The organism is Campylobacter sp. FU_497 (assembly GCF_025772425.1).
In the GTDB taxonomy this organism is placed as follows: domain Bacteria; phylum Campylobacterota; class Campylobacteria; order Campylobacterales; family Campylobacteraceae; genus Campylobacter_D; species Campylobacter_D lari_C.
The window spans coordinates 1-13,810 of the sequence record NZ_JAKMSC010000014.1; the positions used below are offsets into that span (position 1 = coordinate 1).

14 protein-coding genes are annotated in these 13,810 nt (G+C 29.9%); all 14 read left to right on the plus strand.

Going from position 1 to position 13,810, the window contains the following annotated elements; genetic code table 11:
* The first annotated feature begins 211 nt into the window (after positions 1 to 211).
* The 14 genes from L8W68_RS06175 to hisC are packed head-to-tail and all read left to right on the plus strand — an operon-like array spanning position 212 to position 13,797.
* Positions 212 to 1,384 (plus strand): phosphoethanolamine transferase, encoded by a 1,173-nt coding sequence (locus L8W68_RS06175; protein WP_263675410.1) that lies wholly within the window; start codon positions 212 to 214, stop codon positions 1,382 to 1,384.
* The gene (locus L8W68_RS06180) at positions 1,381 to 2,103 is read left to right on the plus strand and encodes a UDP-2,3-diacylglucosamine diphosphatase (RefSeq protein WP_263675411.1); all 723 of its coding nucleotides are present in this window, start codon (positions 1,381 to 1,383) and stop codon (positions 2,101 to 2,103) included. Before L8W68_RS06175 ends, L8W68_RS06180 begins: the two co-directional genes overlap by 4 nt.
* A complete protein-coding gene (locus tag L8W68_RS06185; protein WP_039628997.1) occupies positions 2,103 to 3,056 on the plus strand; it encodes a chemotaxis protein in 954 nt (317 codons plus the stop codon). Before L8W68_RS06180 ends, L8W68_RS06185 begins: the two co-directional genes overlap by 1 nt.
* Before the next feature lie 2 nt (positions 3,057 to 3,058).
* Complete coding sequence (locus L8W68_RS06190) at positions 3,059 to 5,353, plus strand: chemotaxis protein CheW (RefSeq protein WP_263675414.1); 2,295 nt, start codon at positions 3,059 to 3,061, stop codon at positions 5,351 to 5,353.
* 4 nt (positions 5,354 to 5,357) lie between these two features.
* Entirely contained in the window at positions 5,358 to 5,876 is a 519-nt protein-coding gene (locus tag L8W68_RS06195; RefSeq protein ID WP_039619209.1) for a chemotaxis protein CheW, read from the plus strand.
* Entirely contained in the window at positions 5,876 to 6,502 is a 627-nt protein-coding gene (gene serB / locus L8W68_RS06200; RefSeq protein WP_039619207.1) for a phosphoserine phosphatase SerB, read from the plus strand. Before L8W68_RS06195 ends, serB begins: the two co-directional genes overlap by 1 nt.
* Positions 6,499 to 7,470 carry a transaldolase gene (locus tag L8W68_RS06205; protein ID WP_263675416.1) on the plus strand — a complete coding sequence of 324 codons (972 nt, stop codon included), beginning with the start codon at positions 6,499 to 6,501 and terminating at the stop codon, positions 7,468 to 7,470. The genes serB and L8W68_RS06205 overlap by 4 nt, the downstream gene beginning before the upstream one ends.
* 46 nt (positions 7,471 to 7,516) lie before the next feature.
* Entirely contained in the window at positions 7,517 to 8,053 is a 537-nt protein-coding gene (locus L8W68_RS06210) for a 50S ribosomal protein L25/general stress protein Ctc (protein ID WP_133319540.1), read from the plus strand.
* A gap of 1 nt (position 8,054) precedes the next feature.
* Complete coding sequence (gene pth, locus L8W68_RS06215; protein WP_263659767.1) at positions 8,055 to 8,594, plus strand: aminoacyl-tRNA hydrolase; 540 nt, start codon at positions 8,055 to 8,057, stop codon at positions 8,592 to 8,594.
* 3 nt (positions 8,595 to 8,597) lie between these two features.
* A complete protein-coding gene (locus L8W68_RS06220) occupies positions 8,598 to 9,659 on the plus strand; it encodes an LptF/LptG family permease (RefSeq protein ID WP_039642280.1) in 1,062 nt (353 codons plus the stop codon).
* Positions 9,660 to 9,677: 18 nt separating this feature from the next.
* On the plus strand, positions 9,678 to 10,883 hold the full coding sequence (lysA, locus tag L8W68_RS06225) for a diaminopimelate decarboxylase (protein ID WP_263675418.1): 1,206 nt from the start codon (positions 9,678 to 9,680) through the stop codon (positions 10,881 to 10,883).
* 1 nt (position 10,884) lies between these two features.
* Complete coding sequence (locus tag L8W68_RS06230) at positions 10,885 to 11,646, plus strand: HAD-IIA family hydrolase (protein ID WP_263675419.1); 762 nt, start codon at positions 10,885 to 10,887, stop codon at positions 11,644 to 11,646.
* Complete coding sequence (gene pheA / locus L8W68_RS06235; protein WP_070255253.1) at positions 11,643 to 12,716, plus strand: prephenate dehydratase; 1,074 nt, start codon at positions 11,643 to 11,645, stop codon at positions 12,714 to 12,716. Before L8W68_RS06230 ends, pheA begins: the two co-directional genes overlap by 4 nt.
* The gene (gene hisC, locus L8W68_RS06240; RefSeq protein WP_263675420.1) at positions 12,706 to 13,797 is read left to right on the plus strand and encodes a histidinol-phosphate transaminase; all 1,092 of its coding nucleotides are present in this window, start codon (positions 12,706 to 12,708) and stop codon (positions 13,795 to 13,797) included. Before pheA ends, hisC begins: the two co-directional genes overlap by 11 nt.
* Positions 13,798 to 13,810 lie beyond the last annotated feature (13 nt).

Below are 13,810 nucleotides of genomic sequence, written 5' to 3' on the forward strand. Positions count from 1 at the left end.
TGAAATTTATGAATTTTTTGAATTTTATATTGATATTAAATTGATCAGCATTTTTATATTGTTTCTGCTTTTTATTTTTTTATGGATTTATTTTTTTGGTAAAATACAAAAATATTTATATTTATCAAATAAAAAAATACTAATATCTTTTTTTACTATTTATATTTTTGTTATTGTGGGATTGTTTTTAGATTGTGCTAATAGATATTTTATGAAAAAACAGGGAATAAATTCTTTAGATAAAATTAATTTTACCTTTTTGCTTGATTTGCCTTTGCAAATTAGAGGTTATTATGGTGATACCGGATTGTGGGCAAATTATGTTTTTTATTTAAATAATTATCAAAATGTTGCTAATTCTTATAAAGAGAAAATAAATATTAAAAAAAGAGTCCCTTATGTAATTTTTATTGTAGGTGAAAGTACTCAAAGAAATTATATGAGTTTATATGGTTATGATTTAAAAACTACTCCAAATTTAGATATTTTAGAAAAAAATGGAAACTTGATTAAATTTAGCGACACGATATCGCCTTTTGCAAGCACTCAAGCTTCATTAAGAAGGATTATGAATTTTTCAAATATAGAAAATGATGAAAATTGGTATGATAGACTAAATATTATTGATTTATTTGAGTTAGCAGGATACAACACTGTTTTTATATCAAACCATGAACCGATGAGTGGTCATACGAGTATTACTACTGCTGTAGCAAATCGTGCCAAAGAAACTATTTTTTTAAATAAATTTACAACAGATGATAAAATTTTTACTAAAGCATTTGACGCTGAAATGTTACCACTTATTAAAGATAGAATTGATGAAAAGAATTTTTTTGTTTTACAATTGATGGGAACTCACTTTAGATATGACAGAAGATATGAGAAACAGTTTGCTAAATTTACAAGTAAAGATATAAAAAGAAATTTAGATGAGAAATTTAAAGTAAATATTGCTAACTATGCAAATGCGGTATTATATAATGATTATTTTGTCAACGAAGTGTTTAGTTTTTTCAAAGATAAAGAGGCAATTATTGTTTATATTAGTGATCATGGAGAAAGTGTCTATGAATATAGAGATAGAGCGGAACATTTTGTAACTTCAAGATTCACTGCTGAAATTCCGTTCTTTTTTATAGTTAGTGATAAATTCAAACAAAACAATCCTGAATTAGTAGATAGGATAATAAAAGCTAAAAATAGACCATTTATGATAGATGATTTGATTCATACGATGACAACCATTGGTGGCATTAAAGTCGAGGATTATGATCCCGCTAGAGATGTGTTAAGTGATAAATTTAATTCTAATAGGATTAGAATTTTTAATGGCGAAGTAGATTATGATAAAGTGTTAAAATACGAGAAAGCAAGATATTGATTTGTATAAAAGAAAATGCTATTTTCATCGCTGATGCGCATGAAAATGAGAATAGGCATGGTTTTTGGGATTTTTTGCAAGCCTTGAAAGATAAAAAAATTCAAGCCCCACAGCTTTTTTTAATGGGTGATATTTTTGATCTTTTAATTTATGAAGTAAAAGCTACTCATGGTTTTGCAAAAGCTTATATAGACTTACTTGAAGAGCTTGCTGATGAGATTGAAATCATTTATTTAGAAGGTAATCATGATTTTAATTTGGCTAAATTTTTTAAAAAAGTGAAGGTTTTTAGTATAAAACAGCAACCTTTACTTTGCGAATTTCAAGATAAAACCTTAGTAAAATTAGCTCATGGAGATATTTTTTTAAAACCTTTTTTGCAATTTTGCTTAAAAAGTTTAAGAAATCATTATCTACTATTTTTTTTAAATTTTTTAAATATTATTAATAAAGAAAAAATAACTCAAAAAATTCTAAAAAATCAAAACAAAAAACAACTTATTAGAAAAATTCCTCATTTTTCTACTTTAGTAAAAGCGCGTTTAAAGCACTATAATATAGATTTTGTGATAGAAGGTCATTATCATCAAGATGTGTTTTTAGAATACGAAAATATAAAATATTTAAATTTAGCTACTTTTGCATACAAGGAAAGTTTTTTTGTAGTAAAATATGAGCCAGAAATCAGATTTCACAAAATAGAACTTAAGGAGGCATAATGTTTGATGAGAATGTCGTTAAAACAGGTTCAAATGAAATGGAACTTGTTGATTTTCGCATCTTTAAGCAAGGCCACGATAAAGTCTATGAGGGAATTTATGGTGTAAATGTTTCTAAGGTTAGAGAAATCATTAAAATTCCTTTTTTGACTGAAATTCCAGGGGTACCTGACTATGTGGAAGGTATTTTCGATCTTCGTGGTGTGGTGATTCCTGTAATCAACCTAGCAAAATGGATGCAAATTCAAGAACCAGAAATGACAAATATAAAACCTAGGGTAATCATTACTGAATTTAGTAATGTTTTAATTGGTTTTATTGTGCATGAAGCAAAAAGAATTCGTAGAATAAATTGGAAAAATATAGAACCAGCTAATTTTGCCACAAGTGCAGGCAGCTTGGATAAGAGTAAAATTACCGGCGTAACTAAAATCGAAGGAGATGAGGTTTTGCTTATCCTAGATTTAGAAAGCATAGTGCAAGAACTTGGAATTTATACTCCACAAACTGATATTGAAGATGATAAAATTCAAAAAATTGATGGTATGGCTTTAGCGCTTGATGACAGTTCTACTGCAAGAAAACTTGTTAAAGATTTGCTTAATAAAATTGGTTTGAAAGTTATTGAGGCTAAAGATGGAGTTGAAGGTTTGCAGAAATTGCAAGAGTTACATAGTACTTATGGTGATGACTTAAGTAAACATTTAAAAATTATTGTAAGTGATGTTGAAATGCCACAAATGGATGGCTTCCACTTTGCAGCTAAAGTAAGAGATGATGAGAGATTTAAAAATATTCCTATCGTGTTTAACTCTTCTTTATCAAATGAATTTATGAGTGATAAAGGTGTTAAAGAAGCGGGTGGTGAAGGATATTTAGTTAAATTTAACGCAAGTGATTTCTTTGCTGAAATTTCTCGTGTTATTAAAAAACATGAAAAAGGTGAGGAGTAAAAATGGAAGATATTCAAGAAATACTTGAGGATTTTTTAGTTGAAGCCTTTGAATTAGTCGAGCAAATTGACCATGATTTGGTTGAATTAGAAGCAAATCCTGAAGACTTAGAACTATTAAATAGAATTTTCCGTGTTGCGCACACTGTTAAAGGCTCATCAAGCTTTTTAAATTTTGATGTTTTAACAAAACTTACTCATCATATGGAAGATGTTTTAAATAAAGCAAGACATAATGAGCTTAAAATTACTCCTGAAGTAATGGATGTGGTTTTAGAGTCTATTGATATGATGAAAACCTTGTTAAATTCTATCAGAGATAATGGAAATGATACAGCAATAGGACTTGACATAGCTCCAATTTGTGCAAGATTAACTGCTATTTCAGAAGGTGAAAGCTTAGAATCTGTTGCGCCGGCTAAAGCTGAAGAGCCAAAAGAAGAACCAAAAGCTGAAGAGCCTGAAGTTGATGTTAATAAGCTTAGCGATGATGAGGTTGAAGCTGAAATTGAAAGGCTTTTAAAAGTAAGAAAAGCTGAAGATCAAGCAAGACGTGCTGAAAAGAAAAAAACACAAGAGGCAAACCCAGCTTCAAGTAAACCAGCCGCTCAAGCCCAAAATGCAACTGCTGAGAAAAAAGTTCCTGCAGCAGGTGGTGGAAGTAGTGGTGCGAATATGGATCAAACCATTAGGGTTGAAGTTAAAAGACTTGACCATCTGATGAACTTAATTGGTGAGTTAGTACTAGGTAAAAACCGCTTGTTGAAAATTTATGATGATGTTGAAGAAAGATATGATGGAGAAAAATTCTTAGAAGAATTAAACCAAGTTGTTTCTCAACTTAGTATTGTTACTACAGATATTCAGTTAGCAGTTATGAAGACAAGAATGCAACCTATTGCAAAAGTATTTAATAAATTCCCAAGGGTTGTACGTGATTTGGGTCGTGAGCTTGGTAAGCAAATGGAGCTTGAAATTTCAGGGGAAGAAACTGAACTTGATAAGTCTATTGTGGAGGAAATCGGCGATCCTATTATGCACATGATTAGAAATTCATGTGATCATGGTATAGAAGATCCAGCAACGCGTGTGGCTAATGGTAAACCAGAAAAAGGAACGGTTAATCTTAAAGCATACAATGAAGGAAACCACATTGTAGTAGAGATTGCTGATGATGGTAAAGGGCTTGATGCTGATGTATTAAAAGCAAAAGCTATGGAGAAAAATCTAATCACAGAACGTGAAGCTGATCAAATGAGCGATAAAGAAGCGTTTGCTTTGATTTTCAAACCAGGTTTTTCAACTGCGAAAAAAATTACTAATGTTTCAGGTCGTGGCGTTGGAATGGACGTTGTTAAAACCAATATTGAAAAATTAAATGGTGTGATTGAAATCGACAGTGAACTTGGAAAAGGCACTGTGATGAAACTTAAAATCCCACTTACCTTGGCGATTATTCAATCATTGCTTGTGGGTACACAAGAAGAGTTTTATGCTATTCCTCTTGCAAGTGTTCTTGAGACAGTTAGAGTGCCAATTGATGATATTTATACTATTGAAGGTAAAAATGTACTACGCTTAAGAGACGAGGTTTTATCTTTAGTAAGACTTTCAGATGTATTTGGTGTAAAACAAGTGCTTGAAAATACTGATCAAACTTATGTCGTTGTTATCGGGGTAGCAGAAAGTAAGCTTGGTATTATAGTAGATACTTTAGTGGGTCAAGAAGAGATTGTTATTAAATCTATGGGTGAGTATTTACAAAACATTCAAGGTATAGCAGGAGCAACTATTCGTGGTGATGGTAGAGTTACTTTGATTATTGATGTTGCTGCTATGATGGATATAGCTAAAGAAATCAAAGTAGATATTAAAGCGCAAATTGAATCACAATCTAAAAAGACTGCTAAAGAAAAACCAAGTGATTATACAGTGCTTATAGTGGATGATTCTAAAATGGATAGAAATATCATGCAAAAATCACTAGAACCACTAGGTGTGAGTATTGTAGAGGCAACTAATGGTGTGGAAGCTTTAAATATGATCAAATCAGGCGAACATGATATTGATGCAGTCTTGATTGATATTGAGATGCCAAGAATGGATGGTTATACCCTAGCAGGTGAAATTAGAAAGTATTCTAAATATAAAAACCTTCCACTTGTTGCAGTAACTTCAAGAACTAGTAAATCAGACCGCTTAAGAGGTGTGGAAGTAGGAATGACTGAGTATATTACTAAGCCTTACTCTCCAGAGTACTTAGAAAATGTAGTTAGAAAAAATTTAAAACTAGGATAAGAAGATGAATGATAAATTAAGCCAGGTTTTGCAAAAACAACAAGCACAAATTGCAGAACCTGATGTAGATAAAGAAGAGGATATTATTCAGCTTGTTGGTTTTGTGGTAGGAGATGAGGAATATGCTATTCCTATTCTTAATATCCAAGAAATTATTAAACCTATAGAATATACTAGGGTTCCAAGTGTGCCTGATTATGTTTTAGGTGTGTTTAATATGAGGGGTAATGTTATGCCTTTGATTGATCTTGCAAAAAGATTTAATCAAGGTAGTTCTAAAATGACACCTCAAACTAGATATATTGTTTTAAAAGGTATGGCAAATGGCAATCAAACTCCTGCAGGTAATGCGGGTTTTGTGATAGATAGATTAACAGAGGCTATCAAAATTCACAGAAGCAGGATTGATCCACCACCTGAAACTTTATTAAAAGAAAAAGGTATGATTTTTGGTATAGGTAAAAGAGAAGAAAATATCTTGACTATATTAAAAGCTGAAGCTTTATTAAAGCGTGAGTTTTAATGATAAAGCTTTGTGCCTTTGACTTTGATTCTACGCTAATGGATGGAGAAACCATCGATATTTTAGCGCAAGAGTATAATGTTGGTGATGCTGTAAAAGCAATCACCAACAAAGCAATGAATGGTGAGCTTGATTTTTTTGAAAGCTTGAGTGCTAGAGTAGCCTTGCTTGAGGGAATGCCTATTGATCAAGTAAGAAAATGCTGTGAAAATTTACCTTTGATGAATGGCGCTAAAGAATTATGCGAGTATTTAAAAAATAAAAACATAAAAATAATTGTTTTTAGCGGTGGATTTCATGAAGGAATTGACTTAATACAAGATAAACTTCATTTTGATTTTGGTTTTGCTAACTTTTTGCATAGTAAAAATGGTATGTTAACAGGAAAAGTTGGCGGAGAAATTATGTTTAATAACTCAAAAGGTATTATACTACAAAGACTTAAGAAATTTTTAAATTTAAAAACAGAAGAAATTATGTGTGTGGGTGATGGAGCTAATGATATTTCTATGTTTAAAGAGTGTGGATTAAAAATAGCTTTTTGTGCCAAAGAAATTTTAAGATCCCATGCAGATATTTGTATAGATAAAAAAGATTTAAAAGAAATAATAAAGGTAATACAATGAAAAAATTTTCACTATGGTGTGATTTTATAGAAAATGAATTTTTAGATCATGAATTTTTAGATTTAATATACTCAAGAACAATCAACGGTGCTACTTCAAATCCTGCTATTTTTAAAAATGCGATTTTAAATTCAGCTATTTATAAAGAAAAAATCAAAAAATCAAATCTTAAAGATAAAAAAGCTTTATATGAGTATCTTGCGGTAGAAGATATAGCTAAGGCCGCAGATAAATTAGCTATTAATTATTATGAAAATAATGATGGTTTTATTAGTATTGAAATTGACCCAAGATTAAAAGATAATACTAGCTCATCTTTGGCTGAGGCAAAAAGATTATACACGCAAATTGCAAAAGAAAATGTAATGATGAAAATTCCTGCCACGGAAGCTTCTTATGAAGTAATGCAAGAATTAATGAAAAATGGTATTAGTGTCAATGCGACTTTGATTTTTGATTTTGAGCAAACTAAAAAATGCTTTGAAGCTTTAAATTTGGGTTTAAAAGAATTTAGAAAAAATAATATCGCAACCAAAAAAGAACCTCAAGCAGTTATTAGTATTTTTGTAAGTCGTTTTGATAGATTATTAAATAATCAAGTTTTAGATAAAAATTATATAGGAATTCTTACTGCAACAAAGGCTTATAATTATATCATTAAACAAAATGAAACAAATATTAGAGCTTTATTTGCAAGTACAGGTGTTAAGGGTGATGATTTAGAAAAAGATTATTATATTAAAGAATTACTCTATGATAAAGCTATTAATACTGCACCACTAGATGCTATTAAGGCTTTTAAAGGTAAGCAAATTATATTTAAAGAGCCTTTGAAAGATGAATGTATAGAGAAAAAATTAAATGCAAATATTTCAAAAGATGCTTTAAGTAAAGCTTGTAAAGATTTGCTTGATGATGGTTTGGAGCAATTTTGCATAGCTTATGAAGATATTTTAAAATCTTTATAAACTTATTTGGCTATAATTAGCGTTTATTTTTTTAGAAAGGAAACAGATGTTAGAAGGTATCGTTAGAGAGAGTATCGGTAGAAAAGCTGCTAAAGCTTTAAAAAGAGATGGTTATCTAATCGCAAACATCTACGGAAAAGGATTAGAAAACATCAATGCTGCTTTTAAAGTAAATGAATTTATTAAAGAAGTACGCAAAAAAACTACTTTAGCTTTTGATGTAAAAGTAGCAGATAAAGTATTAAATGTTGTGGTAGTTGATTATCAAAAAGATCCTGTAACTGCAGAATTAAAACACGTAGATTTAAAAGTAGCACAAAAAGGTGTTATTTCTAAATATATGGTTCCTGTAAAGATCGTAGGAACAGCTATGGGTCTTAAAAATAAAGGTGTTTTAATCCAATCAAAAAGAAGATTGAAAGTAAAATGTGCAGCTGAAAACTTACCAAATTATTTTGAATTAGATGTAACTAAACTTGATGTTGGTGATGCACTTTTAATCCGCGATGTAGTTGTACCTGAGGGTGTAACTATGGTTGATGCTGATAGAGTAGCTGTAGTTGGCGTAGAAAAAGCAAGATAAAATGACCTTAGTCGTAGGACTTGGTAATATAGGAGAACAATACGCCCAAACCCGTCACAATGTAGGGTTTATGCTAATTGACTTAATTTTGAAAGATTTGCAAACAGCAAAGCTTTCAAATGCCAAATTTAAAGGAGAGCTTTTTAAAGGCTCTTCTACTCTTTTTTTAAAACCTTCCACTTATATGAATTTATCAGGAGAAAGTGTAAAAGCTGTTAGTGAATATTATAAATGTGATAGAATCATTGTAATCCATGATGATATAGATTTAAATTTGGGTGCATTGAAATTTAAAATGGGTGGATCAAGCGGTGGACATAATGGGCTTAAAAGTATAGATAATCTTTGTGGCAATGCTTATGAGAGGGTACGCATAGGAGTAGGAAAAGGACAAGATGTAATTTCTCATGTTTTGGGAAAATTTAAACAAGAAGAACAAGAAAGTTTAACTAAGGTTTTAGAACATAGCAAAAAAGCTTTACTTGAGCTTTTAAATTCTGATATAGAAAAAATCGCTTCAAAATATTCTTTAAAAAGTTAAACGATGAGTATATTTTTTCGCTATATTTCATCTTTGTATTTAAAATCATTTTTTATTTTATTTTTTTCTTTAACTTTTTTCTTTGTAGCGATTGATTTTTTGCTCAATTTCAATAGACTACCAAAAAGTGCAAATTTAGAGCTTTTATATATATTTTTCTTAACATGCTCAGCGGCTTCTTATATACTACCTTTAGCCATAGTCCTTGCTTTGGTTTTATGTATTTTTAATATGATACGCTCGAATGAATTTGTTAGCTTGTATGCTTTGGGTTTAAGTAAAAATCAAGTGATTTTTTACCCTTTTTTATGGGCTATGTTTTTTTGTTGTGTTTATGTTGGACTTAATTTTAGCTCCTTTGCTTATGCAGATGAATATAAAAGTAATATTCTTAAGCGTGGCGTTGTAGATAGAGAGGGTGGGGAAGTTTTGATTAAATATAATGATAAATTTATTTATATACAAAAAACAAGTTCTCAAACCCTATATAATGTAAAAATCTTTGATGTAAAAAATTTAGACATTCAAAGCATAATCCACGCAAAAACTGCTAAATTTAATGGAGATTCTTGGGATTTAAATGATGCTAAAGCTACTAATGTACCGCAAAATTTGATTGTTTCAAAAGAGGGTTTAAGTATAGAAGAATTTAAAAATATTAAAGGTTTAGAAGACTTTTCTCCAAAAATTTTAGAAAGAATTTCTTTAGTAGAGAGTAATCCTTCTTATTCTATTTTAGACGCACTAGAAAGTATGGTGATTTTTGCAAAACAAAATATTTCTACTAATACACTTAGAACAAGTTTATATTCTTTAATTCTTACACCATTTTTTGCACCATTTTTGATGCTTATTGTGTATTATTATTTTCCTTTAACTGCAAGATTTTTTAATCTTGCACTTTTAGCTTTTGTGTTTTTTGTGTGCATACTTTTAGTTTGGGGTTTATTATTTTTATTAACAAGATTGAGCGAAAATGAAATTTTACTTCCAGAGCTTGGTATAATGCTACCAGTATTTATTTTAATGAGTATAGGAAGTTTTTATTATTTTAAACACAAATAACTACAAGTGAGGTTTTTTATGGATTATTTAAAACTAGCAAAAGAATATAACACACCATTTTATATTTACGATTTTGATAAAATCAAAGAACGTTTTGCAATGTTAAAAGATGCATTTAAGGCAAGAAAATCACAAATTTTTTATGCAGTTAAAGCAAATTCTAATTTAAGTGTTTTAAAACTTTTAGCTTCTTTAGATAGTGGGTTTGATTGTGTTAGCGCAGGCGAGATTTATAGAGCTTTAAAAGCAGGAGCTAAAAATTATAAAATTATTTTTAGCGGGGTAGGTAAAAGTGCTGATGAGTTAAAATATGCTTTAGAACAAAACATACTTTATGTAAATTTAGAAAGCTATGAAGAAATGCTTCTTTTGGAACAAATTGCTAAAGAAAATCAAAAGATAGCCCGTATAAGCATAAGAGTAAATCCAAATGTAGATGCTAAAACACATCCTTATATTTCTACAGGTTTGCATGAAAATAAATTTGGTGTAGATATAGAAAGTGCTAAAAAAATGTATCTTTATGCTAAAAACTCACAATTTTTAGAGCCAGTTGGAGTGCATTTTCACATAGGCTCTCAAATTCTTGATATAAGCAGTATTCATGAAGCTTCAGTGATTGTTGCAAAATTAGTAAAAGAACTTTTAGCTTTGAAAATTAATATTAAATTCTTTGATATAGGCGGGGGTTTAGGAGTTTGTTATAAAGATGAACAAGAGCCAAATTTATATGATTATGCTCAAGGAATTTTAGCAAGTTTACAAGGTCTTGATGTGTGTATAGGTATGGAACCTGGTAGATTTTTAGTGGCAAATGCAGGTGAGTTTGTTACTAAAGTTTTATACGAAAAATTTAATGATAAAAAGCGTTTTGTGGTTGTTGATGGGGCGATGAATGATTTATTGCGTCCAAGTTTATATAGTGCTTATCATGAAATCAAGCTTTTGAGCGAAAATAAAGAAGAAAGCCTTTGTGATATTGTTGGCGGGGTTTGTGAAAGTGGAGATTTTTTAGCTAAAGATAGAAAACTAGCTAAGACAAAAGCAGGAGATTTGATCATAGTTAAAAGCGCAGGTGCGTATGGTTTTAGCATGAGTAGTAATTATAATACTCGCAATAGAGTATGTGAGCTAGCTTGTGAAAACGGCACAGTAAGAATGATTAGAAAAAGAGAAAGTTATGAGGATCAAATTGCTTTAGAGCTTGATTTTTTAAAGGATTGAAATGTTGTTTTTAGATGTGCAAGGAACTTTGATTTCAGATTATGATAAAAGTCCTATAAATGGTGCTTTAGAACTCATTAAATCTTTAAATAAAGAAAAAATTCCTTATGTGATTATCACTAATAATACCAAAAAATTAGATTTTTTAAATTATTTGCAAAATTTGGGTTTTGAAATTAATGAAAAAGTTTATATCGATCCTTTTTGTGTTTTAAAAGATCATTTAAAGCCTTGTAAAATAGCAGCTTTTGGAGCAAAAGAATTTTTAGATTCACTTCAAGAGTTAGGTTATGAGCTTGATTATAAAGATCCAAAAGCATTCTTGGTGGCAAGTTATGATGATTTTAAATTTCAAGATTTTGCTAGTATGATAGAGTATCTTAAAAATGGCGTGCAAGCTATAGCAATGCATGAAAGTAGTATTTATAAGAAAAACTCAAGGCTTTATCCAGGCGTTGGAAGTATCATGTCTATGCTTAAAAATGCATGCGAGTTTGATTATAAAGTGATAGGAAAACCTAGTAAGGCTTTTTATGAAAGTGCTTTAAATTTATTAAAACAGCAAGATTGTAATGTGAGTTTTGAAAATACTTTAATCATTAGTGATGATTTTAAAGGTGATTTGCTTGGTGCCTATGAACTTGGCATGCAAACAGCCTTAGTTTTAAGCGGTAAAATTTCTAACATTCAAGGTCTTGATACAACTAAACTTAATTTTGTATATGATAGTATTAAGGATTACTACATATTGAGGTTCAAATGAAAGAGATAGAAAAATTACGCAATAAAATCGACACTATCGATGATAAAATTTTGGCTTTACTTAATGAAAGAATGCTTCATGTTAAAGATATAGGAGTTATTAAACAAAATTTAGGTGGGAGTATTTATAGACCTGAGCGCGAAAGAGCTATTATAAATAGACTTAAAAATTATAATCATGGTTTATTAGATCAAAATGCAATAGAAGCAATTTATCAAGAAATTTTTGCTGTATCAAGAAATTTAGAAATGCCTCAAAGCATAGCTTATTTAGGCCCTGAGGGAAGTTATACGCATCAAGTAGCAAGAACGCGTTTTGGTGCTATGAGTCGTTATACTCCACTTGCAAATATAGAAGATGTTTTTAAAGAATTAGCTCACAAAGAAGCAAAATATGGAGTAGTACCTATAGAAAATAATACAGCAGGTGCAGTGGGTGTGACGCTTGATTGTCTTGGAAAATATGAAGATGTAAAAATTTTTGCTGAAATTTATATGGATATTCATCATTCTTTTGTAAGTATGAGTGAAAATTTAAAAGATATTAAACGCATATATTCTCATCCACAAGGTTATAATCAATGTAGAAATTTTTTAGAAAGTCATGATTTAAGTGAAGTAGAATTTGTAGCAAGCAAATCCACAGCTCATGCGGCTTATTTAGCTTCGCAAGATGTTACTTCAGCTGCGATTTGCTCTAAGATTGCAGCAAAACTTTATAATGTGCCTATATTATTTGAAACGATTGAGGATAATTTGGCAAATCGCACTAGGTTTTTGATTTTAAGTGATATAAAAATACCTCAAATGCCTCATTGTAAAACTTCTATTTTGGCACTTGCTGCACACAAACCAGGTGGGCTTAGTGATTTGTTATATGAGTTTAAAAAAGAGGGGATAAATTTAACAAAACTTGAATCACGCCCTATAAAAACAAGAGAATTTGTGCATAGTTTTTATATAGATTTTGAAGGACATATTGATGATGAAAATGTCCAAAGAGTATTAAAAAAAGCCGAGCATATAAAATGGCTTGGATCATATTTATCAGGAGAAAGTAATGAAATTTAATCCTTTTTTAGAAGCTATTAAAACTTATGAAAGTGGCAAGGATATGGATTTAATTGCTAAAGAATATGGTTTAAAAGAAGTTATTAAACTAGCAAGTAATGAAAATCCTTATGGCACAAGCAAAAAAGCCAAAGAAGCCATTATAAATAATGCACATTTAGCTCATTTATATCCTGATGATACTATGAGTGAATTAAAACAAGCTTTAGCACAAAAATATGATATTTTGAAAGAAAATCTCATCATAGGTAGTGGGAGTGATCAAATCATAGAATATATAGTACATGCAAAACTTGATCATTCTAAGGCTTATTTACAATGCGGGGTTAGCTTTGCTATGTATGAAATTTATGCAAAACAACTAGGAGTTAAGGTTTATAAAACCCCAAGCTTAACCCATGATTTAAATGAGTTATATGAGTTATATCAAAAGCATAAAAATGAAATTAAAGTAATCTTTTTATGCTTACCCAATAATCCTTTAGGTGAGTGTTTAGACGCAAGTGCGGTTTTTGAGTTTTTAGAAAAAATTGATGAGGATTGTTTGGTAGCTATTGATGGAGCTTATAATGAATTTGCTTCATTTAAAGATAGTAAAAAGCATATTAATCCTAAGGAATTAATCCATAAATTTCAAAATACAGTATACCTAGGAACCTTTTCTAAGCTTTATGGTTTGGGTGGTATGAGAGTAGGTTATGGTATAGCTTGCAAGGAAATTATCAATGCATTTTATAAATTAAGAGCACCTTTTAATGTGACTAATTTGAGTTTAAAAGCTGCTGTTGCTGCGTTAGATGATGATGAGTTTGTGCAAAAAACTTTGGAAAATAATTTTTCACAAATGAAACTTTATGAAGATTTTGCTAAAAATTATAAAATTCGATACATTCCAAGCTATACAAATTTTATTACTTATTTTTTTGATGAAAAAAATAGCACAGATTTATCTGAAAAACTGCTTAAAAACGGTATAATAATAAGAAATTTACAAAGTTATGGTTTAAATGCTGTGCGTATAAGTATAGGTACAGAGTATGAAAATTCAAGGTTTTTTGAAGAGTTTTCTAAAAATTTTTAGTTTGTAGGAAATA

Bases quoted from the DNA above. Each gene is read 5' to 3' on its own strand.
- L8W68_RS06175 (WP_263675410.1), top strand. From the start codon at position 212: ATGAAAAAACAGGGAATAAATTCTTTAGATAAAATTAATTTTACCTTT.
- L8W68_RS06185 (WP_039628997.1), top strand. From the start codon at position 2,103: ATGTTTGATGAGAATGTCGTTAAAACAGGTTCAAATGAAATGGAACTT.
- L8W68_RS06190 (WP_263675414.1), top strand. From the start codon at position 3,059: ATGGAAGATATTCAAGAAATACTTGAGGATTTTTTAGTTGAAGCCTTT.
- L8W68_RS06195 (WP_039619209.1), top strand. From the start codon at position 5,358: ATGAATGATAAATTAAGCCAGGTTTTGCAAAAACAACAAGCACAAATT.
- serB (WP_039619207.1), top strand. From the start codon at position 5,876: ATGATAAAGCTTTGTGCCTTTGACTTTGATTCTACGCTAATGGATGGA.
- L8W68_RS06205 (WP_263675416.1), top strand. From the start codon at position 6,499: ATGAAAAAATTTTCACTATGGTGTGATTTTATAGAAAATGAATTTTTA.
- L8W68_RS06210 (WP_133319540.1), top strand. From the start codon at position 7,517: ATGTTAGAAGGTATCGTTAGAGAGAGTATCGGTAGAAAAGCTGCTAAA.
- pth (WP_263659767.1), top strand. From the start codon at position 8,055: ATGACCTTAGTCGTAGGACTTGGTAATATAGGAGAACAATACGCCCAA.
- L8W68_RS06220 (WP_039642280.1), top strand. From the start codon at position 8,598: ATGAGTATATTTTTTCGCTATATTTCATCTTTGTATTTAAAATCATTT.
- lysA (WP_263675418.1), top strand. From the start codon at position 9,678: ATGGATTATTTAAAACTAGCAAAAGAATATAACACACCATTTTATATT.
- L8W68_RS06230 (WP_263675419.1), top strand. From the start codon at position 10,885: ATGTTGTTTTTAGATGTGCAAGGAACTTTGATTTCAGATTATGATAAA.
- pheA (WP_070255253.1), top strand. From the start codon at position 11,643: ATGAAAGAGATAGAAAAATTACGCAATAAAATCGACACTATCGATGAT.
- hisC (WP_263675420.1), top strand. From the start codon at position 12,706: ATGAAATTTAATCCTTTTTTAGAAGCTATTAAAACTTATGAAAGTGGC.